Source organism: Lysobacter sp. F6437, assembly GCF_052547215.1.
Genome location: NZ_JBQWRB010000004.1, coordinates 1 through 26,157, shown reverse-complemented (window position 1 = coordinate 26,157; position 26,157 = coordinate 1). Strand labels below are relative to the sequence as shown.

The window sequence follows — 26,157 nt, the reverse complement described above, 5'->3', positions numbered from 1 at the left end:
GCATGAAAGCCCTCATCCTCGCCGCGGGCCTCGGCGAACGCATGCGGCCGCTGACCGATCGCACGCCCAAGCCGCTGCTCGAAGCCGGCGGCAAGCCACTGATCGCCTGGCACCTGGAAAAACTGGCGGCACGCGGCGTGCGCGAGGTCGTGGTCAACACCAGCTGGCTGGCCGACCAGTTCCCGCAGGCGCTCGGCGACGGCGCGCGCTGGGGCCTGCGGCTGCATTTTTCCTACGAAGGCGCCACTCCACTGGAAACCGGCGGCGGCATGCACCACGCGCTGGCCCTGCTCCGCGACGGGGCCGGCCCGGACGCAACGTTCATCGCGGTCAACGGCGACGTCTGGACCGATTACGACTTCACCGCGCTTCCCGATGAACCGGTCGGTGATGCGCATCTGGTGATGGTCGACAACCCGCCGCAACATCCCGGCGGCGATTTCTCGCTGGGCGACGGTGGCTGGCTCTCGGCCGACGGCGAACCACGGCTCACGTTCGCCGGCATCGGCCTGTATCGACCGTCGCTGCTGGACGACTGGGAACAGGTCATCGGCGCGGCCGAAGGCGTCGACCAACAACCGCCGCGCTTCAAGCTGGCGCCGCTGCTGCGCGCGGCGATGGCGCGTGGGCGGGTCAGTGGCGAGCACCATCGCGGCCGCTGGACTGATGTCGGCACGCCACGGCGGCTGGCCGAACTGGACGGACAGCTGCGCGCCAGCCCCGGCCGGTTGTAGGAGCGGCTTCAGCCGCGATCTGGAGCCGGCGCGTGCGTCCGACTCTCCATCGCGGCTGAAGCCGCTCCTACAAGAACCCGAAAAGAGCCGGATAAAGGAGCCCTGCCAGAGCCGGAATCAGCGGGCTCCGCTCACCCACCCAGCAACTGCCGCAGGAACGGCACGGTGATGCGCCGCTGCGCCGCCAGCGATGCGCGGTCGAGCTTGTCCAGCAATGCGGTCAGGCCGGCCATGTCGCGCTCGACCCGCTTCAGCAGCCAGTCCAGCGCGGTCTCCTCCAGCACCCAGCCACGCCGACGGGCACGCTGGCGCAGCACCTCGCGACGGCCCTGCTCATCGAGCGGTTGCAGGGCGATCCGGCTGCACTGCGCGAGCCGCGAACGCAGGTCGGGCAAGCCGATTCCGAGCGCGTCGGGCGTCGCGCGGGCGGCGTAGATGATCCGGCTGCCCGCGGTGCGCGCGCGGTTGTGCGCGTCGAACAGGGCGACCTCGTCCCCACGGTTCCCGGCAATCGCCTCCAGTCCGTCCAACGCCAACACGTGGTTGCCTTCCAACGCGTGCAACGCATCCCCGGCGCGACCTGCCGCGGCGGCCAGCGGCAGGTAGGCGGCACGCCGACCGGATGCCTCCACGGCGGCGCAGGTGGCCAGCAACAGATGGGTCTTGCCGACGCCCCCGGGACCGGCCAGGTACAGCCAGTCCCCACTGCCGCCGTCGGCCAGTGCCTGCAACTGCTCGATGGCGCCCGCGGCGGCGCCGACGAACGTATCCAGCCGCTGGTCCGGCGGATAACGCAGCGCCAGTGGCAGTTGCGGTCCGGGCGACGCGGGCGTCGGCCGCTCGCCGGGCGCCCCCGGTTTCACTCGCCTTCCGGTTCGCGCGGATAGGTGCCCGTCGCACGGTCCATGACGATCGCAGGTTGCTCGCCGGCGTACAGCCGGCTGTGGGTGTAGCGCTCCTGCGCATAGCGCAGCAGCACGTTGGCGATGGCGGCCACCGGCAGTGCCAGCAACATGCCGAGGAATCCGAACAGTTGGCCGCCGGCCAGCACCGCGAAGATCACCGCGACCGGATGCAACCCGATCCGGTCGCCGACCAGCTTGGGTGTCAGCCAGTAACTCTCGATCACCTGGCCGAGGCCGAACACCACGAGCACACCCGCGACGTGTTGCCAGTCGCCAAACTGCACGAGCGCGGCGATGCAACCCAGGATGATGCCGCTGGCGGGGCCTACGTACGGCACGAACGTCAGCAACCCGGCGATGATGCCGATCAGGATGCCGAGATCGAGGCCAACGCCCCACAGCCCGACGCCATACATCACTCCGAGGATCAGCATTACCAGGAACTGGCCACGCAGGAACCCGCCGAGCACCTCGCTGGACTCGCGCGCCAGGCGGCTGGTGGTAGCCAGGTGGTCGCGCGGCACCAGCGATGCCACGCGGGCGACCAACAGGTCCCAGTCACGCAGGAAGAAGAACGTGATGATCGGCAGCAGTGCCACGTTGGCGACCAGCGCCAACAGCGCGAAACCCGATCGCGACATGTAGCCCAGCAGGGTGGATGCGACACCGCCGGCGCGCTCCCAGTTGTCGCGGACCAGGTCGATCAGGCTGCCGATGTCGAGCCAGCGCGTCAGCTCGATACCGGTGCGGGCCTCGGCCCACGGCAGCGCGGTCTGCATGAACCAGGCCTGGTACTTCGGCATCGACAGCACCAGGGTGTGGATCTGGTCCTCGATGGTCGGGACCAGCAACACGAGCGCCAGGATCACCAGCAAGGCCATCGCGGTGAACACGAGGGCGACGGCGGCGTTGCGCGAGCGGCCGGCGCGCTGCAGTTTGTCGGCCAGCGGATCGCCCAGCCACGCCAGCATGGCCGCGAGCACGAACGGGGTCAGGATCGGCGCCAGTAGCCACAGCAGCCAGCACAGGCCTACCCCGAGTGCCGTCCATTGCAGCCGCCGCAGGAACCGGGCGATGTCGTCCAGCGGATGGTTGTGTTCCATCAAGGCAGGTCCTTCAGCGCAGCCGGTATACGGCCGGGGCGCGCTCGCCAACGTCGTCGGGCTGGCCATCGACAGCCGTGTCCATGCCGTCCAGCGGGCTGCCGAGGGCGCTTGCCGCCAGCACGTCGTCACCCGCGACCATGCGCGCGAGGCCGGACAGGCCCGAGACCAGGTCGAGGTTGAACTCCACCGACTGTGGCGTCGCGCTCAACGGCGTGATGCCGCGCACCACCGCCAGCTGTTGCAGGTAGCCCGACAGGCGCACGTAGTCATCGGCGCTGTCGAGCCCGGTGAAGGCGACCCGGTAGGTTCCCGGCGGACCCGCTTCGGAACGCTTGGCATAGCGCTTCATCAACGCATCGGCCGCGCCGTCGGCGCCGGTGGCCATGACCTGCCGCGCGTTGGTGCCTTCCTCGCTCCAGCGCGACAGTACCCTGCCGTTGTCGACGAAGATCCAGTCAGCCTTCCAGCCACCGTCGTTGCGGTAGAGCTTGCCGATCAGCTGCATCGGCGGGCTGTAACGGCGGGATGCGCGCGCGACCGCGGCGGTGTCGCCACGCCAGATCGCACCGACCACGGCCTGTTCGGCGGCGCTGCCATTGGGCAGGCCCAGCCGATAACCGCGCTTCTTCGCGCGATCGAGGGTCGAACTCGCCGCGGCCGCTTTCGACAGGCCGACCAGGCGCGGGCCACTGCCGTCGTCGATCGCCAGCCACAACACCGGCTTGGGGCGCGGCTGCGGCCAGACCGCCAGGCCCATCGCGGCGGCCAGTGAATCGACCTTGTCCTGGTCGAAGCGCACCACCAGCATGGTGTCGAAGCTGGGCGCGCCGCTGGCCGAAACACCTTCGTCCTGGCGGTAGTCGAAGCCTTCGACGTAACGCTCGGCCTGCCGCAACTCCTGCGCCATGCCGGGCTGGGACGCGGCGTTGCGGTCGCCCGACAGCTTGCCCAGCACCTGCGCCAGCGCGCGGGCGAAGGCGGTGTCGCGTTCACCGGCGCCCTGGGTGTTGACCTCGACCTCGGCCGAATACACGCCCTGCGCCGCGGCACGCGTGCCCTCGACCCGCTGCGCCGAGGCGGCGAAGCTGGCCAGCAACAGCATCGCCACGCCTGCCGCGAGCAGCCATCGCAGGCCGGTACTCCGGGCGTTGCGGCCGATTGCCGCATCGGTTGCCACAGCGTTTGCGCGCGCCATCGTTGTCCCTGGGGGTGGGTGTGCGGGAAATGGTGCCCCACGGGGGCCGGTACGTCCATTGAAGCCAGGCGGCTAGCCGCGCTGACGCGGGAAGCGCCGGGCCGACGGCGGCTGCTAAAATCGAGGATTCCCCGCGCCCTCGAGCCCGACGTGACCGCCTCCACTCCCGATGCACCCACGCCCCCCACCCCGCTGACCTACCGCGATGCCGGTGTCGACATCGACGCGGGCAACGAACTGGTCGAGCGGATCAAGCCGCTGGTCAAGCGCAGCTTCCGGCCCGAGGTGATGGGCGGGCTGGGCGGCTTCGGCGCGCTGTTCGACCTGTCGGGCAAGTACCGCGAGCCGGTGCTGGTCTCGGGCACCGATGGCGTCGGGACGAAGTTGAAACTTGCCCAGCAACTCGGCCGCCACGACACCATCGGCATCGACCTGGTCGGCATGTGCGTCAACGACGTGCTGGTGCAGGGCGCCGAGCCGCTGTTCTTCCTCGACTACTTCGCCACCGGCAAGCTCGACATCGACACCACGGTGGCGGTGGTCGGCGGCATCGCCCGCGGCTGCGAGGAAGCCGGCTGCGCGCTGATCGGCGGCGAGACCGCCGAGATGCCCGACATGTACGGCCCCGGCGAGTACGACCTGGCCGGCTTCACCGTCGGCGCGGTCGAAAAGTCCGAACTGCGCGACGGCGCCCGGGTCGAGGCCGGCGACGTGCTGATCGGCATCGCCTCGTCGGGTCCGCACTCCAATGGCTACTCGCTGATCCGCAGGATCTTCGATCGCGCAGGCCGGCCGGCCGATGTCGATGTCGGCGGCGTGCCGTTGCTCGACGCGCTGATGGCGCCGACCGCGCTGTACGTCAAACCGGTGCTGGAGCTGCTGCGCGGCGCCCATGGCAACGCCATCCACGCGATGGCGCACATCACCGGTGGCGGGCTGAGCGAGAACATCATCCGGGTGATCCCGGACGGACTCGGGTTGCGGATCGAGGCCTCCGCCATCGTGCTGCCGCCAGTGTTCGACTGGCTGCAGCGCGAGGGCGCGGTGGCCGACGTCGAGATGTGGCGCACCTTCAACTGCGGCGTCGGCTTCGTGCTGGTGGTGCCGCAGGGCGAAGTGGCCGCGGTCGAGGCCGAACTGCAAGGCCTGGCGCTGGCCCATCGCCGGATCGGCGAGGTCGTCCCGGCCGCCGATGGCGAGCGCGTGCATATCGGCTGAGGCGACACCGTGGCTTTCCGCATCGCGGTCCTCGCCTCCGGCCGCGGCAGCAACCTGCAGGCGATCATCGATGCAATCGACGGCGGCCACCTCGCCGCCGAGCTGGCCGGGGTTTTTTCGGACAAGCCCTCGGCGTTCGCGCTGGAACGCGCGCGCGACATCGGCGTGCCGGCGATCGCGGTCCGTCCGCGCGATTTCGCCAGCCGCACGGCGTGCGATGAAAATCTGTTCAGCCAGGTCGATGCCGTTGCTCCCGACCTGATCGTCTGCGCCGGCTACATGCGACTGCTCAGCGCGCGCGAAGTCAGCGCGCGGCACGGCCGCATCATCAATATCCATCCGTCGCTGCTGCCCGCGTTCAAGGGCTTGCACACGCACCAGCAGGCGCTTGATGCGGGTGCCAGCGTGCATGGCGCCAGCGTCCACTACGTGACTCCCGAGCTCGATGGCGGGCCGGTGATCGCACAGGCCCGGGTTGCCGTCGAGCCCGGTGACGATGCCGAGCGACTGGCGCAGCGCGTGCTGGCCCGTGAACACCCACTGTTGCTGGCGACGCTGCAATGGCTGGTTTCCGGCCGGGTACGACTGGCCGGGCCGGCCAACGGATCGCGGGTCGAGCTCGACGGCCAGCCGCTGTCGGCTCCGCTTCAGCTTGGCACTGGCACTGTCCTCCCCGAACCGGCCCTGCCGCCGGCAACCCCCACCCGTCCGCCTCCACCTTTCCTGCGATGAACCCGATGCGCCGACCGTTGCTTCCCGCCGCCCTCGCCCTGTTGCTGCCCTTGGTGGCAATGGCGCAAACGCCACCGCAGGCAGCCCCGTCACAGGAAGCGGCGTCGGTTGCGACTGCCGCGCAAGCCGATGTGCCGGCACCCGAGCCGGCGCTGCAGCCGTTCGTCGCCAATTACCTGGTCTACAAGGCCGGCAAGCCGCTTGGCGAGGCAACCATGCAACTGGTCCGGCAGCAACCGCCGCGCTGGCGGGTCGACCTGGTCATGCGCGGCACGCGCGGGCTGTTCGGCCTGGCCGGTATCAACGCCGAACAGAGCACCGTGTTCGACGTGGCCGGTGAAACTTACCGCCCGCTGACCCAGGCGACGGTCAACAAGTCGATATTCACGCGCAAGCAAACCATCGGCTTCTACGATTGGCGTTCGAATGCGGCGCGTTGGGAGGGCGAGGTCGATGAGGACCATCCGGGCCCGGTCGCGCTGGAGGCCGGCGACATGACCGGCCTGTTGATCAACCTCGCGGTGATCCGCGACGCCGAGCCGGGCAAGACCCTGCACTACCGGTTCGTCGACGATGGCCGCACGCGCGACCACACCTACGTCGTCGCCGGACAGGTCGACAGCATCACCGTCGGCAACCTGTCCTACAAGGCGATGAAAGCCACCCGGGCCAAGGACGCCAACGAGGAGACCGTGATCTGGGTGGCCCGCAACGTCCCCACCCCGATCCGCATCCTGCAACGCGAAAACGGCGAAGACACCTATGACTTGCGCCTGGTCGAATACAGAGGAGTTGATTGAATGGCGATGACGACGACGCACGCACGCACGCTGGACAAGCCCCGCTCGCGGCTGCACGCACTGTTCGCCGCGACTGCCGCGGCAACGTTGCTGGCCGTGGCCAGCCTTCCCGCGCAGGCGGTCGAACCGTTCAGCGCCGACTACCAGGCCAGCTACATGGGCATGCAGGCCAACGGCAAGATGACCCTGGCCCCGGCCGGCGATGACCGTTGGCGCTACAGCCTCGACATCAGCAACTCGCTGGCATCGCTGAGCCAGAGCACCGTGTTCGAGGAGAACGGCGGCCAGTGGCGTCCGGTCAGCAGCAAGGACTCGTCCAACGTGCTGGTCAAGAAGTCCGACAAGAACGCGACCTACGACTGGTCCAAGGGCGTCGCGAGCTGGAGCGGCGACGTCAAGGCCGATCGTGCCGGCCCGGTCAAGCTCAAGCCCGGCGATCTCGACGCGCTGATGATCAACCTCGCCCTGGTGCGCGACCTGGAAGCCGGCAAGCCGTTGAACTACCGCATGGTCGACAACGGCCGGGTCAAGCAGATGAGCTACAAGGTCGCCGGCAAGGAGAAGATCAGCGTCGGCGGCGAGCAGAAACAGGCGACCAAGCTGGTCAACACCGACGGCGACAAGCAGACCATCGCGTGGGTCGTGGACGGCATGCCGGTGCCTGCGCGGATTCTGCAACGCGAGGATGGCGAGGACGCGATCGACCTGCGGGTGAAGTCGGTGCATTGACGCGCGACCGAATCAGCTTCGAGCCCCGAACGCCCCGCAATGCGGGGCGTTTTTCGTAGCGACGCTGTCTGGTCTTTCGTAGGAGCGGCTTCAGCCGCGATCGAATGGTGGGTCGCCCATGCCGATTACCGATCGCGGCTGAAGCCGCTCCTACGAAAGGCCAGCGACCGAAAGGCCGGTGACGGCGGGTCACCCGATGCGGCGGATCTTCGCCCCCAGCCCCGACAGTTTTTCCTCGATGTTCTCGTAACCGCGATCCAGGTGGTAGATCCGGTCGATGGTGGTTTCGCCCTGCGCCACCAGGCCGGCCAGGATCAGCGAGGCCGATGCACGCAGGTCGGTCGCCATCACCGGCGCGCCGCTGAGCTGGTCGACGCCGCGCACCACCGCGGTGTGGCCGTCGACGCGGATGTCGGCACCGAGCCGCAGCAGTTCGTTGACGTGCATGAAGCGGTTTTCGAAGATCGTCTCGTTGATCACCCCCACGCCGTCGGCAACACAGTTCATCGCCATGAACTGCGCCTGCATGTCGGTCGGGAACGCCGGGTGCGGTGCGGTGGTGATGTTGACTGCCTTCGGCCGACGGCCGTGCATGTCGAGGGTGATGCGGTCGTCGATGCAATCGATGTCGGCGCCGGCCTCGACCAGCTTGTCCAGTACCGCCTTCATCGTGTCCGGCCGCGAGCAGCGCGCGGTGATGCGGCCGCCGGTCATCGCCGCGGCGACCAGGAAGGTGCCGGTCTCGATCCGGTCCGGCACCACCGAATGGGTACCGCCGTGCAGCCGCTCGACACCTTCGATCACGATCCGTCCGGTGCCGGCGCCCTCGATCTTCGCGCCCATCGCCTTCAGGCATTCGGCGAGGTCGACGATCTCCGGCTCCAGCGCGGCGTTCTCGAGGATGGTGGTGCCCTCGGCAAGGGTCGCCGCCATCAGCACGTTCTCGGTCGCGCCGACGCTGACCATCTCGAACACGTGGCGCGCGCCCTTGAGGCGGTCGGCGCGGGCATTGATGAAGCCGTTCTCGACCGTGACGTCCGCACCCAGCGACTGCAGGCCCTTGATGTGCAGGTCGACCGGGCGCGAGCCGATCGCGCAGCCACCGGGCAGCGACACCTCGGCGTGGCCATAACGGGCCAACAGCGGACCGAGCACCAGCACCGAGGCACGCATGGTCCGCACCAGTTCATAGGGCGCGACCTGGCTGTGCACGGTGGTCGGGTCGACGGTGATGCTCCCGCTTCCGCCTGGCGCGCGCTCGTCGAAGCTGACGCCGGCACCGATCTCGGCCAGCAGCCTGGCCGTGGTCACCACGTCATGCAGGTGCGGCACGTTGCGGATCGCCACCGGCGCGTCGGCCAGCAGCGTCGCGCACAGGATCGGCAGCACTGCGTTCTTTGCGCCGGAAATCGTTACCTCGCCATTTAGCGGGACGCCGCCCTCGACCACGATCTTCTGCATCGGTCAGGCCTGCCCTTGTGTTGCAGAAGCACGTTCGACCGGTGTCAGCGTCTTCAATGCCAACGCGTGGATCTCGCCACCCATGCGATCACCAAGGGTCGCGTAGACCATCCGATGGCGCGCGAGCGGCAACTTGCCGGCAAACGCGTCGCTGATGACGGTCGCCTCGAAATGCACGCCGTCGTCGCCGCGCACGTCGGCGAGGGCGCCGGGCAGGCCTTGCTCGATCAGGGATTTGATGGTGTCGGGATTCAAGGGAGTCGGAACCGGTTGAGTGGGCAATGCGCAAGTGGGCATCGCACGGGTGAGCATTGAATGAACCGCCCCGCGATGGGCGGGCTTTTGCGCGGGGATGCGCGTAAAATCAACCGTTCTAGCCTAGCGGAAAGCCCCCTGCTCCGAAATGGCAACATTCCCAAGCACTCCCAGCAAACCGATGGCCGATGACGGCCATGCTCCGGCCGATGGCCCGACCGACGCCGCCCTGGCTGGCTGCGGTCGCCGCGTGTTCGAAATCGAGGCACAGGCGCTCGCCGCCGTGTCCGAGCGGCTCGACGGCGACTTCAGCGCCGCCTGCCGGTTGATGCTCGGGGCCCGTGGCCGGGTGGTCTGCACCGGCATGGGCAAGTCCGGCCACGTCGCCCGCAAGATCGCCGCGACCCTGGCCTCGACCGGCACCCCGAGCTTCTACGTGCACCCGGGCGAGGCCGGCCACGGCGACCTGGGCATGATCACCGACGCTGACGTCGTCATCGCGTTGTCGTACTCGGGCGAGAGCGACGAGGTGCTGATGCTGCTGCCGGTGCTCAAGCGGCAGGGCAACAAGCTGATCACGATGACCGGCCGCCCGACCTCGACCCTGGCCCACGCGGCCGACGTGCACCTCGACGTCAGCGTGCCCGCCGAAGCCTGCCCGATCGACCTCGCCCCGACCTCCAGCACCACCGCGTCGCTGGCGATGGGTGACGCACTGGCGGTCGCGTTGATGGAGGCGCGCGGCTTCACCGCCGACGACTTCGCCCGCTCGCACCCGGCCGGTGCGCTCGGCCGCCGCCTGCTGCTGCACATCGCCGACATCATGCACGGCGGCGACGACGTGCCGCGGGTCGGTCCCGCTGCCACCGTCAGCGAAGCGCTGGTCGAGATGAGCCGCAAGCGGCTGGGCATGACCGCGATCGTCGAGCCCGATGGAAAATTGCTTGGCCTGTACACCGACGGCGACCTGCGCCGCAGCCTCGACGACCGCAACGTCGACCTGCGCACCACCCGCATCGATGCGGTGATGACCCGCTCGCCGAAGACCATCGACTCCGAGGCGCTCGCGGTCGAGGCGGCGCAGCTGATGGAGGCGCACAAGATCGGCGGCCTGCTGGTGGTCGATCGCGAACAGCGCGTGGTCGGCGCGCTCAACATCCACGATCTGCTGCGCGCGCGGGTGGTCTGAGCGATGCCCTACCAGCACCACAACGACTATCCCGCCGGCGTCCGCGAGCGCGCCTCGCGGGTGCGGCTGGCCTGCTTCGACGTCGACGGCACCCTGACCGACGGGCGCCTGATGTTCGACAGCGAAGGACGCGAGACCAAAGCCTTCCACGTGCACGACGGCCTGGGCCTGGTGCTGCTGCGCAAGGCGGGGATCGAGGTCGCCTTCATCACCGCGCGCGAGAGCAGCATCGTCCAGCACCGCGCCGCCGAGCTGGGACTGACCGAAGTACATACCGCGGTCAAGGACAAGCTGGCGCGCGTCGGCGAAATCGCCGCGCGGCTCGGCATCGGCATGGACGAGGTCTCGTTCATGGGCGACGACCTGCCCGACCTGCGGGTGATGTTGCAGGTGGGCTTTGCCGCAGCGCCATCCAGCGCCCATCCCTGGGTGCGCGAACGTGTCCACTGGCGCACTGCCGCCGCGGCCGGACAGGGCGCCGTCCGGGAATTCTGCGATCTGCTGCTGGCGGCGCAGGGTCGCGCCGATGCGTTGCTGGATGACGTCTCCCGGATCGAGGGTGCGCGGGTCGAGGGCACCGCATGAGACTGCCCGATGTGAGCTGGCGCCTGATGGTCTCGCTGGTGTTGCTGGCGGTGGCCGCGATCAGTGGCTGGTCGCTGTGGTCCAAGCGCAGCGCGCCGGCCGAGGAGGCGATGGCCGCCGGTGGCCGGCCCGATTACGTGCTGCGCGACTTCGAGCTGGTCGCGCTGGATGCGCAGGGCCGGGAGTCGTTCACCCTGCGCGCGCCGGAACTCGCCCGCGACCCGGCCACCGAGACGATGGAGATCGCGACGCCGCTGTTCCTGATCCCGCCGCGCGGTGGCGAGGGCGATGCCTGGGAAGTGCGGGCCAGGCGCGGCTGGGTCAGCGCCGAGGGTGACGAGCTGCGCCTCAACGGCAAGGTCAGGGCCGAGAGCGACGGCCGCACCGAGCCCAAGGTGACGATCAACACCGAACAGCTGAACGTCTTCCCCGAGGACGACCGGGTGACCTCGCCCGTCGCGGTCACCATTAATCGGCCCGGCTCTATACTTCGCGGCAATGGTCTCGAGGTGAACCTGGCCAGCAAGCAGTACACCCTCCAGTCCGAGGTCCGCTCCCGCTATGTCCCCTGACAACTTCCCCCAACGCGCCACCCTGCGGCGACTTGCCGGCTGGATGATCGTCGCCATCGCGATCGTCGCCAGCCCGCTGGCAATGGCGCGCAAGTCCGACCGCGACAAGCCGATGGACGTCAACGCCGGCAAGCAGGTCGGCAGCCTCGACGACGCCACCCCGACCGTGTTGTCGGGCGGCGTAACGATCGACCAGGGCACCCTGCACGCCGAAGCCAGCCGCGCCGAGATCAGCACCCGCGGCGGCGAGATCTCGCGGGTGGTGTTCAACGGCAGCCCGGCGCGGTTGAAGCAGCAACTCGACGACGGCACGCCGATGAACGCCGTCGCCAACAAGATCGACTACAACGTCAACAACGAAACCGTGGTGTTCACCGGCAGCGTGAGCATCAAGCAGCCACGCGGCACCCTCAGCGGCGAGCGCGTGGTCTACAACATGGCCAGCGGCCAGGTCACCAGCGGTGGCGAAGGCAACGGCCGGGTCAACATGCGGATCATGCCGAAGAATGCGGATGCCGGTGCGGATGCGGATGCGGATGCGGATGCGGATGCCAGTGAAGAGCCGGCCGAACCCGCCGACAACGACGCCGAACCGCCCGCGGAGGGCGGCTGATGCTGGTCGCCCAGGGCCTGCGCAAGGCCTACCGCTCGCGCGAGATCGTGCGTGATTTCGGGCTGACCCTCGACGCCGGCGAAGTGGTCGGCCTGCTCGGCCCCAACGGCGCCGGCAAGACCACCTGCTTCTACATGATCGTCGGCCTGGTCCCGGCCGATGCCGGGCAGATCACGCTCGACGGCAAGGACATCACCGGCGACCCGATGTACGTGCGCTCCAAGTACGGCGTCGGCTACCTGCCGCAGGAGCCGTCGGTGTTCCGCAAGCTCAGCGTCGCCGACAACCTGCGGGTGGTGCTGGAATTGCGCGACGACCTCGACAAGGCCGGCCGCGAGCGCGAACTGGCCGCGTTGATGGACGAACTGCAGGTCACCCACGTCGCCGACCAGTTGGGCGCAAGCCTGTCCGGCGGCGAGCGACGCCGGGTCGAGATCGCCCGTGCGCTGGCCAGCAAGCCGCGGCTGATGCTGCTCGACGAACCGTTCGCCGGCGTCGACCCGATTTCGGTCGGGGAAATCCAGCGAATCGTGCGCCACCTCAAGAATCGCGGCATCGGCGTGCTGATCACCGACCACAACGTCCGCGAGACCTTGGGTATCTGCGACCGTGCGTATATCCTCAACGAAGGCGGCGTGCTCGCGCAGGGGGCTCCGGACGCGCTGCTTGCCAACCCCGACGTGCGTCGCGTCTACCTGGGCGAAACCTTCCGCCTGTAGTGATGATGCAACGCAACGGCCGTCGGATTCGCCAGGTCGCGTTTGCAATCCATCATGAAGCCCCGTCTCCAAACCTCCCTCAGCCAACACCTGGTGATGACCCCGCAGCTGCAACAGGCGATCCGCCTGCTGCAGATGTCGGCGATCGAGCTGGAGGCCGAGCTGGTCAATGCGGTGGAAAGCAACCCGCTGCTGGACTGGACGGAAACCGCGATCAGCAGTGACCGCACCGAAGACGCAGTGTCGAATGGCGATGGCCATGCGCAGGACTCCAGCCTCGACACCCCGCCCCCGCCCGAGGCGGACTGGGGTGCCAACGACGGCGAGACCTGGTACCAGCGCGTCGGTCCCGGCGACCCGGGTGACGAAGGCTCGGCAGCCGAACAGGTAGCCGAGGCCGAGACCCTGCACGACCACCTGTTGTGGCAACTGCACCTGAGCCCGCTGTCACCGCGTGATCGCCAGATCGCGGTCGCCCTCATCGAATCGATCGACGACAACGGCTACCTGCGCGAACCGCTGGAATCGATCGCCGCCGGCCTCGAGGCCGAACTCCACGCCGGCAGCGAGGAAATCCAGACGGCGCTGTGCCAGATCCAGCGCTTCGACCCGGTCGGCGTCGGCGCGCGCGACCTGGCCGAATGCCTGCGGTTGCAACTGGAGCAACTGCCCACCGACACCCCGGGCCGGGACCTGGCCTGGAAACTCGCCAACGGACCGCTGGAGCGGCTGCCGCGGATCGGGGTCAGCGGCCTGGCCAGCGAGATGAAGCTCGACGAAACCGAGGTCGACACCGCCGTCCAGTTGCTGCGCTCGCTCGACCCCCGCCCCGGCGCCCAGATCGGCGCGATCGCGACCGACACCTACGTCGCCCCGGACGTGGTCATCTGGCGCCAGCATGGCCTGTGGCGGGTCGCGTTGTCGGACAGCATGCGCCCGCGGGTGAGCATCCACCGCGGTTACGAAGGCATGATCCGCCACGCCAGCGCGTCCGACGCCAGCTACCTCAAGGGCCACCTGCAGGAGGCCCGGTGGCTGCTCAAGAGCCTGGAGGCACGCGGCGACACCTTGTTGAAGGTCACCCGCTGCCTGCTGCGCCAGCAGGCAGGCTTCCTCGAATTCGGCGACAGCGCGCTGCGGCCGCTGACCCTGCGCGAGGTCGCCGCGGAAATCGGCCTGCACGAATCCACGGTGTCGCGCGCGATCGCGCGCAAATACGCGCGCACCCCGCGCGGAACCATCCCGCTGCGCGGTTTCTTCGCGTCCGGCATCGATACCGGCGGTGGCGGAGAGGCCTCCAGCACCGCGATCCAGTCGATGCTGCGCCAGTTGATCGAAGCGGAAAATCCCCGCAAACCGCTGTCCGACGCGCGCCTGGCCGAAAGCCTGAAAGCGACCGGCATCCCGGTTGCCCGCCGCACCGTGGCGAAGTACCGCGAAGCGATGGGAATCGCGTCTTCACAGGACCGTGTACGCATGGCGTGACGCCGGTCGTCGACCGCCCGCCATTCACACCGGGCTGGGCTATGCTGGAGGCCCAAGTCGCGACGTAGGAGGTCTCCGATGCGTATCGAAACCCACGGCCAGCATGTCGAAGTCACTGCCGCCCTGCGCGACTACGTGGAAACCAAGCTCGAGCGGCTTGGACGCCATTTCGACCAGCCGTTCGACGTCCGTGCCCAGCTCAGCCTCGACAAGCCGAACCACCGCGCCGAGGCGACCGTCAACCTTGCCGGAGGCACCCTGCATGCCGATGCCACCGCGATCGACATGTACGCCGCGATCGACCTGCTCGCTGACAAGCTCGACCGCCTGCTGATGAAACACAAGGAAAAGCAGATCGCCCACAACCGCGGCGAGAGCCTCGCCCGCAGCGGCGAATTCGGCTAGCCCTCCATGCCGTTGCACGAGTTGTTGAGCGTCGACCGCATTGCGATCCTGACCGAGCCGGGCAACCGCGTCTCGGTCATCGACGCCGCGGCCCGGTTGCTGGCCGACCCGCTGTACGCCAGCGGCAACGCCGCCTGCGCCACCATCCGCGAGAGCCTGCAGGCGCGCGAGCGGTTGGCCAGCACCGCGATCGGCCACGGCGTGGCGATCCCGCACGGCCGGGTGGCCGGGATTGGCGAGAGCCGGGGTGCCTTCCTGCGACTGGCCGAACCGGTCGATTTCGACGCTATCGACGGCGAACCGGTGGACCTCGTGCTCGCCATGGCGATCCCGGAACACTCGCTGCAGGAACACCTGCAACAACTGGCGGAACTGGCCGAGCATTTTTCCAGCGCCGGCTTCCGTGATCGACTGCGCGCGGCATCCTCCGTCGCCGAACTGGGCCGCTACCTGCTGGACGGTGTCGATATCCGCACCCAACGACCGACGGTGGCCTGAAACGATGCCGATGTGCAACGCCCGGATCAGTGCCGGCGAGCTGTTCGAGCAGCAGCGCGACCGCCTCAACCTGAAATGGGTCGCCGGCCAGGAAGGCCGCGATCGTGTGCTGGAATCGGTCGAGACCGTGGCCCGTCGCCCATCGCTGGCCGGCTACCTCAACGCGATCTATCCCAACAAGGTGCAGATCCTCGGCACCGAAGAGCTGGCGTGGCTGGATGCGCTGGACTCGCGCCACCGCTGGGAAACGATCGAGAGGATCATGCAGTTCCGGCCGCTGGCGCTGGTGATCAGCAAGGGCCAGGCCTGCCCCGCCGACCTCGCCGAGGCCGCCGAGGAATCGCTCACGCCGCTGTGGAGTTCGCCGCTGCGCGGGCACGAGCTGCTGAACCACCTGCAGTACCACCTCGCCCGCACGCTGGCGCCGCGGATCACCCTGCACGGGGTGTTCATGGAGATCTACTCGATCGGCGTGCTGATCACCGGCGATGCCGGCGCCGGCAAGAGCGAGCTGGCGCTGGAGCTGATCAGCCGCGGTCACCGGCTGGTCGCCGACGACGCCCCCGAGTTCACCCAGATCGCCCCCGACGTGCTCGACGGCACCTGTCCGGAAATGATCCAGGACCTGCTGGAAGTACGCGGCCTGGGCGTTCTCAATATCCGCGAGATGTTCGGCGACACCGCGGTCAAGCACAACAAGTACCTGCGCCTGATCATCCACCTGACCCGGCCGACGGACGAACCGGACGATGCCCCGGCCGTGACCGGTCTGGAGCGGCTGACCGGCGAGAACAGCGCCCGCCGCGTACTCGACCTCGACGTGCCGACCACCCATCTGCCAGTGATGCCCGGGCGCAACCTGGCCGTGCTGGCCGAAGCCGCGACCCGCCTCCACAGCCTGCGGATGAAAGGCATGGACCCGGCGGCGGCGTTCATCGCACGGCACAGCAACTTCCTTGAACGCGGCGAAGTCTGAATGGCCACGAACGCTCCCTCCAACGCCACCCTGGTAATCGTCAGCGGCATGTCCGGTTCGGGCAAGTCGGTGGCGCTCAAGACCTTCGAGGACCTCGGGTATTACTGCGTCGACAACCTGCCGGCCGAGTTGCTGCCGGACTTCGTGCGCAGCGCCGCGGGGGATGGCGCCACGGCCGCCAAGCTGGCGGTCGGGATCGACGTGCGCAACAGCCACAGCGACCTCGGCAACCTGCCGTCGTGGCTGTCGGCGGTCGGCGAAATGGGACTGGACCCGAAGCTGATCTATTTCGATACCCGCGACGACGTCCTGCTCAAGCGCTACGCCGACACCCGCCGACGCCACCCGCTGAGCCAGCTGGGCCTGTCGCTGGCCGACGCGATCGCGCTGGAACGGCAGGTGCTCAAGCCGTTGCGGCAGCTCGCCGACATCCAACTGGACACCAGCGACCTCAACGTCCACCAAATGCGCCGCCACGTCATCACCGAGTTTGGGCTGGGCGACGACGGAACGGTGTCGCTGCTGTTCGAGTCGTTCGCCTACCGCCACGGCCTGCCGGCCGGTGCGGACTTCGTGTTCGATGCGCGCTGCCTGCCCAATCCGCACTGGGACCCGACCCTGCGGCCGTTGTCGGGCCGCGATTCGGCGGTCGCCGAGTACCTGGACACGCAACCGGAGGTGCAGGAATTCGCCGGCCAGATAAGCGACCTGCTGGACACCTGGCTGCCGCGGATGCAATCGGGTTCCACCCGCAGCTACATCACCGTGGCTTTTGGGTGCAGCGGCGGCCGCCACCGCTCGGTCTACCTGGCCGAGCGGTTGGCCGCCCACGCCCGCGAGCGCGGCTGGGACGAGGTCGCGGTGCACCATCGCGAGCTGGACTGAGCCCAACGACTTCCGGGGATCAGCCCCGGTCTGTTAACTTCCCGGGATGGCCGTCGGCATCCTCCTCATCACCCATCTTGGCATCGGTACCGCGCTGGTGGGCGTGGCGACCCGCCTGATGGACGCGTTGCCGCTGCGCACCGAAGCGCTTGAAGTGCCGTACGACGGCGACCCGGACGAATGGCTGCCGCGTGCCAGCGCCGCCCTGCGCAAGGTCGACGGTGGCGACGGGGTGCTGGTGCTGACCGACCTGTACGGCGCGACACCGAGCAACCTGGCCGCCCGGGTCGCGCAACTGGGCACGCCGGTGCGACGGGTGTCGGCACTGAGCCTGCCGATGCTGCTGCGCGTGATGAACTACGCCGAGCTGCCGCTGGACGAACTGCCGGCGGTCGCCGCCGCCGGTGCGCGCAACGGCGTGCGGCTGGACGATGCCTGAGACGGAAGCAAGGACCCCCAAATGATCGAACGTGAACTGACCGTCTCCAACCGCCTCGGCCTGCATGCGCGCGCCACCGCCAAGCTGGTGCAGTTGCTGTCGGGCTACCGCTGCAACGTGACGCTGATCGCCAAGGGCCGCGAGGTCAACGCCAAGAGCATCATGGGCGTGATGCTGCTGGCCGCCGGCCAGGGCACGGTGGTCAAGCTGCGGGCCGATGGCGACGACGAGGAGGCTGTGGCCGAAGCGATCACCGGCCTGTTCGAGCGTCGCTTCGACGAAGACCAGTAGGAGCGCCGATGCGGCAGGAATTTTCCGGGCTCGGGGCGTCGCGCGGCAGCGCGCTCGGCCGCGCCCGGGTGCGGCTGCCGCATGTCCTCGACGTGGTCGAGGAACGCATCGATGCCACGGTGGTCGAGGATGAACTGAAGCGCCTGCACGACGCGATCGACCGCGTTCGCACCGAAATGCACGTCATGCGCGAGCGCCTGCATGGCGCGCTCGCGCGCGAGGTCGGCGAGTTCCTCGACCTGCACGCACTGCTGCTCGACGACCCCGAGTTGCTGCAGGGCCTCGACGAACTGATCCGGACCGGCCGCTACAGCGCCGACTACGCGCTGCGGCTGCAACGCGACCGCATCGCCTCGGTGTTCGACACCATGGACGATGCGTACTTCCGCAGCCGGCTGGACGACATCGACCAGGTGATCGGCCGTGTGCATGCCGCCCTGCATCGCCGCGACGCTGGCATGGAAGGCGTCGCCGGCGAGATTCTGGTCACCGACAACGTCGCGCCCGCCGAGCTCGCCCAGCTGCAGGCGCAGGGCGTGGTCGCGATCGTCACCGCCACCGGCAGCGCGTTGTCGCACAGCGCGATCCTGGCGCGCAGCCTGCACCTGCCGCTGGTGGTCGGCGTCGCCAACGTGTTGCAGAAGGTCAATGACGGCGACGCGCTGATCGTCGATGGCGGCACCGGCCGGGTGGTGCTGGAACCGGCGCCCGACGACCTGCGCAGCCACCACGCGCGCCAGCGCGGCTACGCCCGCGAGCGGCGTGAGCTCAACCGCCTGCGGCGCGAGCCCAACCGCACCCGCGACGGCAGCGAGATCGAGATCTACGCCAACGCCGAGTCGCGCGAGGACGTCGCCGAAGCGCACGCGCTGGGCGCCACCGGCATCGGCCTGTACCGCACCGAGTTCCTGTTCCTGCAGCGCATGGAGCTGCCCGACGAGGACGAGCAGTTCCGCGCCTACCGCGACGTGGTGCTCGGCATGAGCGGCCGCCCGGTGACCATCCGCACGCTCGACCTGGGCGCCGACAAGGCCGACCGTACCGGGCTGGCCCTGCGCGACGAACCCAACCCGGCGATGGGCCTGCGCGGCGTGCGGTTGTCGCTGGCGCGCGCCGGCCTGCTGGAAACCCAGTTGCGCGCGATGCTGCGCGCGTCCGGCTACGGCCCGCTGCGCATCCTGCTGCCGATGATCAGCAGCCGCGAGGAAGTGCGCACGGTCCGCACCGAGATGATGCGGATCGCCCGCGACCTGCGCAGCGAAGGCCACGAGATCGCCGACTACGTGGCGCTGGGCGCGATGATCGAGGTGCCGGCCGCGGCGATCTCGCTGTCGACGTTCATCGGCGGGGTCGACTTCCTGTCGATCGGCACCAACGACCTGATCCAGTACCTGCTCGCCGCCGACCGCGACAACGAGGCCCTCGGCGACCTGTACACCGCGCTGCACCCGGCGGTACTGCGGCTGCTGCGCGACGTGATCCGGCTGGCCGCGGCCCGCAACACCCCGGTCGCGGTCTGCGGCGAACTGGCCGGCGATTCGAAATTCGCCCCACTGCTGCTGGCACTGGGGCTGGAGCAGTTCAGCTTGCATCCGACCTCGCTGCTGGAGGTCCGCCGGACCATCCGCAATTGCGACCTCGACCGCCTGCGTGCGAACGCGCCGGCCCTGATGCGCGCGCGCGACCGTAGCGAGATCGAACGCTGGCTCGAGGCGCAGACGGGTCATTGACCTGGCAATCCCGTAGGAGCGGCTTCAGCCGCGATCGGATAGTTGGCCGCTCGTCCGACTTCCGATCGCGGCTGAAGCCGCTCCTACAAGAGCGTGCTGGGCAGCGCCCACCGCAACAGCGATAATGCCGCGATGAACACCTGATTCGGTCGCGCATCCGTCGCAACGGCTGCCGCCCCGCCCGACCTTCCGGAGTCCGCATGGCCGAAGCCGACCGCCACGACAAGACCTCGCGCCAGCTGCGGCTGCTCTCCGAGGCGCTCGACAGCGGGCGGCTCGGGCCGGTCAAGCGGCTGGTCAACACCCTGTCGCCGGCCGAGATCGGGAACCTGCTGGAGTCGCTGCCGCCGGGCAAGCGCGTGGTGGTGTGGGGCCTGGTCGACGCCGAGGACGACGGCGAGGTGCTGGTCCACGTCGGCGACGAGGTCCGCGAGAGCCTGCTGGCGCACATGGACCCCGACGAGATCGTCGCCGCGGTCGAGGACCTCGACATCGACGACCTCGCCGACCTGGTCGAGGACCTGCCCGACACCGTCATCGACGAAGTGCTCAAGTCGATGGACCGCGAGAACCGCGAGCGCCTCGAACAGGTGCTGTCCTACCCCGAGGACACCGCCGGGCGCCTGATGAACCCCGACGTGGTGACGGTGCGCACCGACACCACCGTCGACGTGGTGCTGCGCTACCTGCGCCTGCGCGGCGAATTGCCCGAGCACACCGACCACCTGTACGTGGTCAGCCGGCGCCACCAGTACCTCGGCCGGATCGCGCTGGCCGCGCTGCTGACCCACGAGGCCGGCACCCCGATCAACCAGCTGATCGACGACGAGCAGCCCGCGATCGACGTCGAGGAATCGGCCAGCGAGGTCGCCCGGCAGTTCTCCGACCACGACTGGCTCAGCGCCCCGGTGGTCGACGACAACCACACCCTGCTCGGCCGCATCACCATCGATGACGTGGTCGACATCATCCGCGAACAGGCGGAACACCAGGCCCTGAGCGCGGCCGGCCTGGACGAGGACGAGGACCTGTTCTCGCCGGTGCGCCGCGCGTTCCGGCGGCGCCTGATCTGGCTTGGCGTCAACCTGTGCACCGCGTTCCTGGCGGCCGGCGTGATCGGCCGCTTCGAGGGCGCGATCGAGCAGATCGTCGCACTGGCGATCCTGATGCCGATCGTCGCCGGCATGGGCGGCAACGCCGGCACCCAGGTGCTGGCGCTGATGATCCGCGGCCTCGCACTGGGCCAGATCGGCTCGTCCAACGTCGGCGTGCTGCTGCGCAAGGAACTGGCGGTGGCCCTGATCAACGGCCTGTGCCTGGGGATCGGCCTGGGGCTGATCGTGCTGTGGTGGTTCCACGACCCGATGCTGTCGCTGGTGATCGGTTGCGCCCTGACCATCAACCTGCTGACCGCCGCGGCCGGCGGCGTGATCGTGCCGATGACGCTCAAGCGGCTCGGCTTCGACCCCGCGCTGGCCGGCGGCGTGGTGCTGACCACGGTGACCGACGTGATGGGGTTCCTGAGCTTCCTCGGGCTGGCGACGCTGGTGTTGCTGCGCTGATCGAGCCGGCGCCGCATCCGACTGTGTTGCGTCGTCAGTCCCGGTCCAGCGGACTCAACACCCCGCCCGCCCCGCGCCCGAGCACGTGGGTGTAGATCTGGGTGGTCGCCACGTCCTTGTGGCCGAGCAGTTCCTGCACCGTGCGGATATCGTGGCCGTCCTCCAGCAAATGGGTAGCGAAGGAGTGGCGGAACGTATGGCAGGTCGCCGGCTTGTCGATCCCCGCACGTGACCGCGCCGTCTTGACCGCGCGTTGCAGTACCGCCTCGTCGACGTGATGGCGCCGCTTGCGCCCGGTGCGCGGATCCAGCGAGTGGCGCGGCGAGGGGAACACGTACTGCCAACCGAACTCGCGACCCGCGTTGACATACTTGCGTGCAAGCGCGTGCGGCAGGTGGACCTCACCAAGGCCGAGCAACAGGTCCTGCCCGTGGATCACCCGCACCCGCTCGACCTGCTCGCGCAACCGCTCGCGCAATTTGCGCGGCAACGGTACCCGGCGATCCTTGCCGCCCTTGCCGTTGCGCACGCAGATCTCGTTGCGGCCGAAGTCCACATCCTTGACCCGCAACCGAACACATTCCATCAGTCGCATCCCCGCGCCATACAGAAGCCCCGCCATCAACCACACCTGGCCATCGAGCAACGCCAGCAGCCGCGTCACCTCATCACGCGACAGCACCACCGGAATCTTCTGAGGCCGCTTGGCCCGCACCACCGACTCCATCCACGGCAAATCGATCCCCAACACTTGCCGATACAGGAATAACAACGCCGACAAAGCCTGATTTTGCGTGCTCGCCGCCACGTCATCGCGCGTCGCCAGCGACGACAGGAACGCCTCCACCTCCGCCACACCCATGTTGCGGGGATGTCGCCTCTCGTTGGCGAGGATGAAGCGCTTGATCCAGTACAGATAGACCCGCTCGGTGCGCAGGCTGTAGTGCTTCAACCGGCAACGATCCCGCACTTGCTCCAGCAAGCGCGGCGGATGCGACGGCCGTTCAACCGCCGCGGTTTCACCGCCAGATAACACCCCACTTTCGGGCCGATAAGACATGACACCCCGCATCCGTCGTTTTCCCCGGGCAGCTTCCGGCCGCGGCGATCACGATGTAAGTGGATAAGTCGTTGGTGTCGTGTAGGATTTCCCTGATTGACCGCGCCCTGACAGCGGGGCGAGGATTGGATAACACCCCATTTTGGGGATCTACTAAGCGTTAGGCTGCAGCGTCGGAAGTTCTCGCGGCGGACACGGCTACTGTCAGAAAAGTCGGACACGGCTAGGCGGCATCCGCCGATCGACTGAATGGCGAGCGGGCTGCTAGAAAAGCGGTGTAACCCAAGCGCGCAAAGCGTGCTTTGCAGGCTTGGGTTACACCGCTTTTCCTGGCGCCGTTAGGCGCGGGTCCGGCCGGGGTGTTCCACGAAAGCCGCACTGCCCCTTCGCCGCGCCGGTACGGCCGAGCGAGTCGTATCGGCTGCACCCTAACTAGTCGTTCAAGCCGAACCCGCTTCGTGGCTCCATGCCTTCGGGCCGGTCTGCGCTAACATCGCTTCGCTAGCCGGCCCATCGCTGGTCAGCTTAACTCTGGCGTTAGGCGGCTACCAGATCAACTTTGACCCTGAAGCCAAGAGCCGTCGCCGCTTTCGTCATGGTCTCGAGCGTCAACCCAGTATCAGTCGCATCGAGTATCCGATCCACAACAGTCCGACTTGTGTGCATACGCTTGGCCAAAGCGCTTTTGTTCACGCCCGTCGTTTGCATAGCCTGCTCGATCTGCCATGCAATCACGCGCTTAACAGCAACAGCCGTGGCTTCTTCAAGTTCGCCCTGCTCTGCCAAGAAAGCGTCAAAATCACTACCAATGTGCTTGTTCTTGCTCATGTCCTCACCTCTTTCATGCGGAGCACTGCCAAAGCGAGATCCGCCTTTGGTGTCGCCTGCGACTTCTTCACGAAGCTGTGAAGCAAAACCATTTCTGCACCCACTACTGTGAAAAGCACACGGGCAATTCCCTCCGGGATCTTGCTACGTACTTCCCACAGGCCTGACTCCATCTTGCGCACAACCGGCATCCCAATTGGCCAGCCAAACTGGACAGTCTTGATGTCTGCACCAATCGCTTTCCGCGCTCCAGGCGAGACTTGCTCAATCAGCCATTCGCGGACAGGCTCTTTGCCTGTTGCCGTACAGTAGAAGCGGACAGACAAGATAGGTGGCATGCGCGCATTGTACCTAAATAGGTGCAACTGTCAAGGGCCGCCGCCTAACAATTCGTTCAAGCCGAACTTGCTTCGTTACACCAAAGCCGTGGCAGAAAAAGCTTGCCATGGCTTTGCCTCCACTACGCAAGTCGGCTTAACTCAGGCGTTAGGCCCCGGTGGTGGGACATGAAGATCACGATTCACAAGAAGCCAAGTAAGGTAACCTTGTCCGGAGCATTCGGGCTCCTTCTATTGTTCTGCATAGCCACCCTCCTAATAGACGACATCAACACGTACTTCGTATTGGTTTTTGTCCTTGGAATTGCCCTTGTCTTTCTGCTCATAAAAAGCTTTGCCGCACCCTACTTTAGCGGGGTTGAAATAAATAATGGCAAGATCGAGGCAATTACGAGCTTTGGTGGCTTAATCAACATACAAGTAGGCGAGATAGACCACGAGAAGAGCTCACTCACTACGCTTGGACTGCAAATAGTTCCAATTAGCGGGGAGTCGTTATTTTTGTCTGCAACCGAGTATTCCAAGGAAGACATTCTGCGCGTGGCCCACTACGTGGGAATGTCTGATTCCGGATGGTCCCAATGCATTTGACTCCCTCGGGCCGGGGCCTAACAATTCGTTCAAGCCGAAACCGCTTCGTTACACCAAAGGCATGGCAGGAAAAGCTTGCCATGCCTTTGGTTCCACTACGCGGTTCGGCTTAACTCAAGCGTTAGGCCTACTTTGGAGCAACGTATGAGGTCGTCCACAACCATTCTGGCTCTGTTCTTGGCATCGTTTGCTGCCAATGCCGCACCGGATTACGGGCACTGCGAGATTGCGGGGCTTGCGCTCGGAGCCGACAAAGAATTGGTCGGATCCGTTGCCTCCCGCATCGTCGAAAATCAGGGCCTTATCGGCACTCCAGGCTGTACGGCCGTCTGGCGAGATGCATACAAGACAGGCAAACGGCTGTCTGCTGGCGGCAACTGGTCGGAGCTAGACATGGTTACGTGGCAGAAGCTGCAAGACTTCGAGAACTCGGTTCTCGATTCAATTATCAAAGGCATGCCTGCGGGCGGGTAGGCCTAACAATTCGTTCAAGCCGAACTTGCTTCGTTACACCAAACACATGGCAGAAAAAGCTTGCCATGTGTTTGGCTCCACTACGCAAGTCGGCTTAACTCAGGCGTTAGGCCTCAGGGTCGACTCTCGCGATCTGGGAAGAACATGAAAGACAAGCGCTTTTGGTTCGGAATCGTTGTGACCGTAGCTTGGCTGGCCTTCGCTGCATACATGCTCTTTGCACACGAACGTCCCGGCCCGCTAAATGCCTGGGGCGATTTCTTCGCAGGATTCTTCGCGCCACTGGCGTTTCTTTGGCTCGTAATAGGCTACTTGCAGCAAGGCGAGGAGCTAAAGCACAGCACAGACGCACTACGGCTTCAGGCGGAAGAGCTTCGCAATTCGGTCGAACAGCAAAGTCAGCTTGTTTTGGTCAGCCGCGAACAGATGAAGCAGGAGTATGAAGCCATACAGGAGGAGCGGGAGTTGAGGCGTGACGCTGCGCGGCCACGATTTGTTCCTCAGCACTCCGGCACGAGGAGCAGTGGTGGCACCGTCACTTATAAATTAAAGCTTGTAAATGTTGGCAATACGGCCACCCATTTCCGCATGGTTTTTGAACCTCCTCTTGAGAGTCCAAAAAATCACAACCTAGCACTTGTGTCCAGAAACGATATTGTGTCCGTCGATTTACAATTTGCCTCGACAGACCAGAGCATAGCCAAGATAAGCTACATTGACGCTGATGGCCTTCCCGGTGAAGTAGAGTTTACTGTGCAGGTGTCCGGCGCCAACAGACTGGTCCTCGGAGAGGTTAAGCGTGCAGCTTAACCAGCTAAGGCCTAACAATTCGTTCAAGCCGAACTTGCTTCGTTACAGCAAAAGCGTGGCAGAAAAAGCTTGCCACGCTTTTGCCTCCACTACGCAAGTCGGCTTAATTCCGGCGTTAGGCTGCAGCGTCGGAAGTTCTCGCGGCGGACACGGCTACTGTCAGAAAAGTCGGACACGGCTAGGCGGCATCCGCCGATCGACTGAATGGCGAGCGGGCTGCTAGAAAAGCGGTGTAACCCAAGCGCGCAAAGCGTGCTTTGCAGGCTTGGGTTACACCGCTTTTCCTGGCGCCGTTAGGCGCGGGTCCGGCCGGGGTGTTCCACGAAAGCCGCACTGCCCCTTCGCCGCGCCGGTACGGCCGAGCGAGTCGTATCGGCTGCACCCTAACTAGTCGTTCAAGCCGAACCCGCTTCGTGGCTCCATGCCTTCGGGCCGGTCTGCGCTAACATCGCTTCGCTAGCCGGCCCATCGCGGGTCAGCTTAACTCTGGCGTTAGGCCTCATGAAACAAGCATTCCGAACAGCGCTCCTCATTGCCTTGCTAGCGACCGTGGCGGCGGCTTTTGTCCCGTTCAGCCAAGCGGTCAATGCCTCCTTTCAAATTGACAGTCCTCCGCTTTGGGTGCCGGTGGCCTCTTTGCTCTCACTCTTCGGGTTGCCTGCCGCTTTTATCGCCTTGATCGGGCTTTACCGGTTCCAGTCGTGGGCGCGGCCGCTGGGAGCATTCGTCGGCGCCCTCTTCGTTGTTGGCGCGGCGGTGTTAGCGGTTTCTTCGCCGCTACTAGAGACAGTAGCTCCCTTGGCTGTGGCTCTACTTGCACTGGCTTTGGTCGCTTGGTTCGTTAGCCTATCCCTGGCATACGGCAAGAGCCTGTCGGGGCACTTCGGTTCATGAGCGGTGAATTCAACCACCAAGTGCGACAACCCTCAGCCGCCGAATAGGCGTTGTTTTGGTGTTTCGTAGCCATACCGT

The 26,157-nt window shown here is 66.7% G+C and carries 31 protein-coding genes; 23 read left to right on the top strand and 8 right to left on the bottom strand.

What is annotated here, in order from left to right:
• Nucleotides 1-2 precede the first annotated feature (2 nt).
• On the top strand, nt 3-734 hold the full coding sequence (gene murU / locus ACT9F5_RS11750) for an N-acetylmuramate alpha-1-phosphate uridylyltransferase MurU (RefSeq protein WP_445120145.1): 732 nt from the start codon (nt 3-5) through the stop codon (nt 732-734).
• A 131-nt stretch (nt 735-865) separates the two neighbouring features.
• On the opposite strand, the gene hda is transcribed toward murU, so the two are convergent.
• Genes hda through ACT9F5_RS11735 form a run of 3 tightly spaced genes read right to left on the bottom strand, consistent with a single transcriptional unit; the run spans nt 866 to nt 3,847 of the window.
• Nucleotides 866-1,597, bottom strand: a complete 732-nt coding sequence (gene hda / locus ACT9F5_RS11745; protein ID WP_445120144.1) for a DnaA regulatory inactivator Hda — start codon at nt 1,595-1,597, stop codon at nt 866-868.
• On the bottom strand, nt 1,594-2,742 hold the full coding sequence (locus ACT9F5_RS11740; protein WP_445120143.1) for an AI-2E family transporter: 1,149 nt from the start codon (nt 2,740-2,742) through the stop codon (nt 1,594-1,596). The genes hda and ACT9F5_RS11740 overlap by 4 nt, the downstream gene beginning before the upstream one ends.
• A gap of 13 nt (nt 2,743-2,755) precedes the next feature.
• Complete coding sequence (locus tag ACT9F5_RS11735; protein WP_445120399.1) at nt 2,756-3,847, bottom strand: DUF2066 domain-containing protein; 1,092 nt, start codon at nt 3,845-3,847, stop codon at nt 2,756-2,758.
• A 111-nt stretch (nt 3,848-3,958) separates the two neighbouring features.
• On the opposite strand from ACT9F5_RS11735, the gene purM reads away from it, so the two are divergent.
• Genes purM through ACT9F5_RS11715 form a run of 4 tightly spaced genes read left to right on the top strand, consistent with a single transcriptional unit; the run spans nt 3,959 to nt 7,419 of the window.
• Complete coding sequence (gene purM / locus ACT9F5_RS11730; RefSeq protein WP_445120142.1) at nt 3,959-5,158, top strand: phosphoribosylformylglycinamidine cyclo-ligase; 1,200 nt, start codon at nt 3,959-3,961, stop codon at nt 5,156-5,158.
• A gap of 9 nt (nt 5,159-5,167) precedes the next feature.
• Nucleotides 5,168-5,890 (top strand): phosphoribosylglycinamide formyltransferase, encoded by a 723-nt coding sequence (purN, locus tag ACT9F5_RS11725; RefSeq protein WP_445120141.1) that lies wholly within the window; start codon nt 5,168-5,170, stop codon nt 5,888-5,890.
• Between the two features lie 5 nt (nt 5,891-5,895).
• A complete protein-coding gene (locus ACT9F5_RS11720) occupies nt 5,896-6,690 on the top strand; it encodes a DUF3108 domain-containing protein (RefSeq protein ID WP_445120140.1) in 795 nt (264 codons plus the stop codon).
• A 6-nt stretch (nt 6,691-6,696) separates the two neighbouring features.
• On the top strand, nt 6,697-7,419 hold the full coding sequence (locus ACT9F5_RS11715) for a DUF3108 domain-containing protein (protein WP_445120398.1): 723 nt from the start codon (nt 6,697-6,699) through the stop codon (nt 7,417-7,419).
• A 189-nt stretch (nt 7,420-7,608) separates the two neighbouring features.
• Here the strand turns inward: ACT9F5_RS11715 and murA are convergent, their stop codons facing one another.
• Entirely contained in the window at nt 7,609-8,880 is a 1,272-nt protein-coding gene (gene murA / locus ACT9F5_RS11710; RefSeq protein ID WP_445120139.1) for a UDP-N-acetylglucosamine 1-carboxyvinyltransferase, read from the bottom strand.
• Between the two features lie 3 nt (nt 8,881-8,883).
• Entirely contained in the window at nt 8,884-9,135 is a 252-nt protein-coding gene (locus ACT9F5_RS11705; RefSeq protein ID WP_445120138.1) for a BolA/IbaG family iron-sulfur metabolism protein, read from the bottom strand.
• A 181-nt stretch (nt 9,136-9,316) separates the two neighbouring features.
• Here ACT9F5_RS11705 and ACT9F5_RS11700 point away from each other — a divergent pair, with 181 nt between their 5' ends.
• The 14 genes from ACT9F5_RS11700 (at nt 9,317) to mgtE (ending at nt 21,084) form a co-directional block, all read left to right on the top strand.
• Nucleotides 9,317-10,324 carry a KpsF/GutQ family sugar-phosphate isomerase gene (locus tag ACT9F5_RS11700; RefSeq protein WP_445120137.1) on the top strand — a complete coding sequence of 336 codons (1,008 nt, stop codon included), beginning with the start codon at nt 9,317-9,319 and terminating at the stop codon, nt 10,322-10,324.
• Nucleotides 10,325-10,327: 3 nt separating this feature from the next.
• Entirely contained in the window at nt 10,328-10,909 is a 582-nt protein-coding gene (locus ACT9F5_RS11695; protein WP_445120136.1) for a KdsC family phosphatase, read from the top strand.
• Nucleotides 10,906-11,481 (top strand): LPS export ABC transporter periplasmic protein LptC, encoded by a 576-nt coding sequence (gene lptC / locus ACT9F5_RS11690; RefSeq protein ID WP_445120135.1) that lies wholly within the window; start codon nt 10,906-10,908, stop codon nt 11,479-11,481. The genes ACT9F5_RS11695 and lptC overlap by 4 nt, the downstream gene beginning before the upstream one ends.
• Nucleotides 11,471-12,094, top strand: a complete 624-nt coding sequence (gene lptA, locus ACT9F5_RS11685) for a lipopolysaccharide transport periplasmic protein LptA (RefSeq protein ID WP_445120134.1) — start codon at nt 11,471-11,473, stop codon at nt 12,092-12,094. Before lptC ends, lptA begins: the two co-directional genes overlap by 11 nt.
• Nucleotides 12,094-12,813, top strand: coding sequence for an LPS export ABC transporter ATP-binding protein (lptB, locus tag ACT9F5_RS11680; protein ID WP_445120133.1), 720 nt, complete (start codon nt 12,094-12,096; stop codon nt 12,811-12,813). Before lptA ends, lptB begins: the two co-directional genes overlap by 1 nt.
• A gap of 54 nt (nt 12,814-12,867) precedes the next feature.
• The gene (locus ACT9F5_RS11675; RefSeq protein ID WP_445120132.1) at nt 12,868-14,298 is read left to right on the top strand and encodes an RNA polymerase factor sigma-54; all 1,431 of its coding nucleotides are present in this window, start codon (nt 12,868-12,870) and stop codon (nt 14,296-14,298) included.
• A gap of 78 nt (nt 14,299-14,376) precedes the next feature.
• Nucleotides 14,377-14,703: a ribosome hibernation-promoting factor, HPF/YfiA family gene (gene hpf / locus ACT9F5_RS11670; protein ID WP_445120131.1), complete on the top strand. Its 327-nt coding sequence runs from the start codon at nt 14,377-14,379 to the stop codon at nt 14,701-14,703.
• A gap of 6 nt (nt 14,704-14,709) precedes the next feature.
• Nucleotides 14,710-15,201 (top strand): PTS sugar transporter subunit IIA, encoded by a 492-nt coding sequence (locus tag ACT9F5_RS11665; RefSeq protein ID WP_445120130.1) that lies wholly within the window; start codon nt 14,710-14,712, stop codon nt 15,199-15,201.
• Between the two features lie 10 nt (nt 15,202-15,211).
• A complete protein-coding gene (gene hprK, locus ACT9F5_RS11660) occupies nt 15,212-16,177 on the top strand; it encodes an HPr(Ser) kinase/phosphatase (RefSeq protein WP_445120397.1) in 966 nt (321 codons plus the stop codon).
• Complete coding sequence (gene rapZ, locus ACT9F5_RS11655) at nt 16,178-17,062, top strand: RNase adapter RapZ (protein ID WP_445120129.1); 885 nt, start codon at nt 16,178-16,180, stop codon at nt 17,060-17,062.
• Between the two features lie 46 nt (nt 17,063-17,108).
• Nucleotides 17,109-17,501, top strand: coding sequence for a PTS sugar transporter subunit IIA (locus tag ACT9F5_RS11650; protein WP_445120128.1), 393 nt, complete (start codon nt 17,109-17,111; stop codon nt 17,499-17,501).
• A 21-nt stretch (nt 17,502-17,522) separates the two neighbouring features.
• Nucleotides 17,523-17,792, top strand: a complete 270-nt coding sequence (locus ACT9F5_RS11645; protein ID WP_445120127.1) for an HPr family phosphocarrier protein — start codon at nt 17,523-17,525, stop codon at nt 17,790-17,792.
• 8 nt (nt 17,793-17,800) lie between these two features.
• The gene (gene ptsP, locus ACT9F5_RS11640) at nt 17,801-19,522 is read left to right on the top strand and encodes a phosphoenolpyruvate--protein phosphotransferase (protein ID WP_445120126.1); all 1,722 of its coding nucleotides are present in this window, start codon (nt 17,801-17,803) and stop codon (nt 19,520-19,522) included.
• Between the two features lie 200 nt (nt 19,523-19,722).
• Nucleotides 19,723-21,084, top strand: a complete 1,362-nt coding sequence (gene mgtE, locus ACT9F5_RS11635) for a magnesium transporter (RefSeq protein ID WP_445120125.1) — start codon at nt 19,723-19,725, stop codon at nt 21,082-21,084.
• Nucleotides 21,085-21,118: 34 nt separating this feature from the next.
• Here mgtE and ACT9F5_RS11630 read toward each other — a convergent pair whose 3' ends face one another.
• The 3 genes from ACT9F5_RS11630 to ACT9F5_RS11620 all read right to left on the bottom strand — a co-directional run bounded on the left by ACT9F5_RS11630 (nt 21,119) and on the right by ACT9F5_RS11620 (nt 23,310).
• On the bottom strand, nt 21,119-22,066 hold the full coding sequence (locus ACT9F5_RS11630) for an integron integrase (RefSeq protein ID WP_445120396.1): 948 nt from the start codon (nt 22,064-22,066) through the stop codon (nt 21,119-21,121).
• A gap of 615 nt (nt 22,067-22,681) precedes the next feature.
• Nucleotides 22,682-22,972 (bottom strand): Fis family transcriptional regulator, encoded by a 291-nt coding sequence (locus ACT9F5_RS11625; RefSeq protein WP_445120124.1) that lies wholly within the window; start codon nt 22,970-22,972, stop codon nt 22,682-22,684.
• A complete protein-coding gene (locus ACT9F5_RS11620) occupies nt 22,969-23,310 on the bottom strand; it encodes a type II toxin-antitoxin system RelE/ParE family toxin (RefSeq protein ID WP_445120123.1) in 342 nt (113 codons plus the stop codon). Before ACT9F5_RS11620 ends, ACT9F5_RS11625 begins: the two co-directional genes overlap by 4 nt.
• A 168-nt stretch (nt 23,311-23,478) precedes the next feature.
• Between ACT9F5_RS11620 and ACT9F5_RS11615 the strand changes: the two genes are divergently transcribed.
• The 4 genes from ACT9F5_RS11615 to ACT9F5_RS11600 all read left to right on the top strand — a co-directional run bounded on the left by ACT9F5_RS11615 (nt 23,479) and on the right by ACT9F5_RS11600 (nt 26,079).
• Nucleotides 23,479-23,901 carry a hypothetical protein gene (locus ACT9F5_RS11615; RefSeq protein ID WP_445120122.1) on the top strand — a complete coding sequence of 141 codons (423 nt, stop codon included), beginning with the start codon at nt 23,479-23,481 and terminating at the stop codon, nt 23,899-23,901.
• Between the two features lie 144 nt (nt 23,902-24,045).
• A complete protein-coding gene (locus ACT9F5_RS11610; protein ID WP_445120121.1) occupies nt 24,046-24,375 on the top strand; it encodes a hypothetical protein in 330 nt (109 codons plus the stop codon).
• Nucleotides 24,376-24,519: 144 nt separating this feature from the next.
• Nucleotides 24,520-25,185, top strand: coding sequence for a hypothetical protein (locus ACT9F5_RS11605; RefSeq protein WP_445120120.1), 666 nt, complete (start codon nt 24,520-24,522; stop codon nt 25,183-25,185).
• 501 nt (nt 25,186-25,686) lie between these two features.
• Nucleotides 25,687-26,079 (top strand): hypothetical protein, encoded by a 393-nt coding sequence (locus ACT9F5_RS11600; RefSeq protein ID WP_445120119.1) that lies wholly within the window; start codon nt 25,687-25,689, stop codon nt 26,077-26,079.
• The last annotated feature ends 78 nt before the right edge of the window (nt 26,080-26,157 follow it).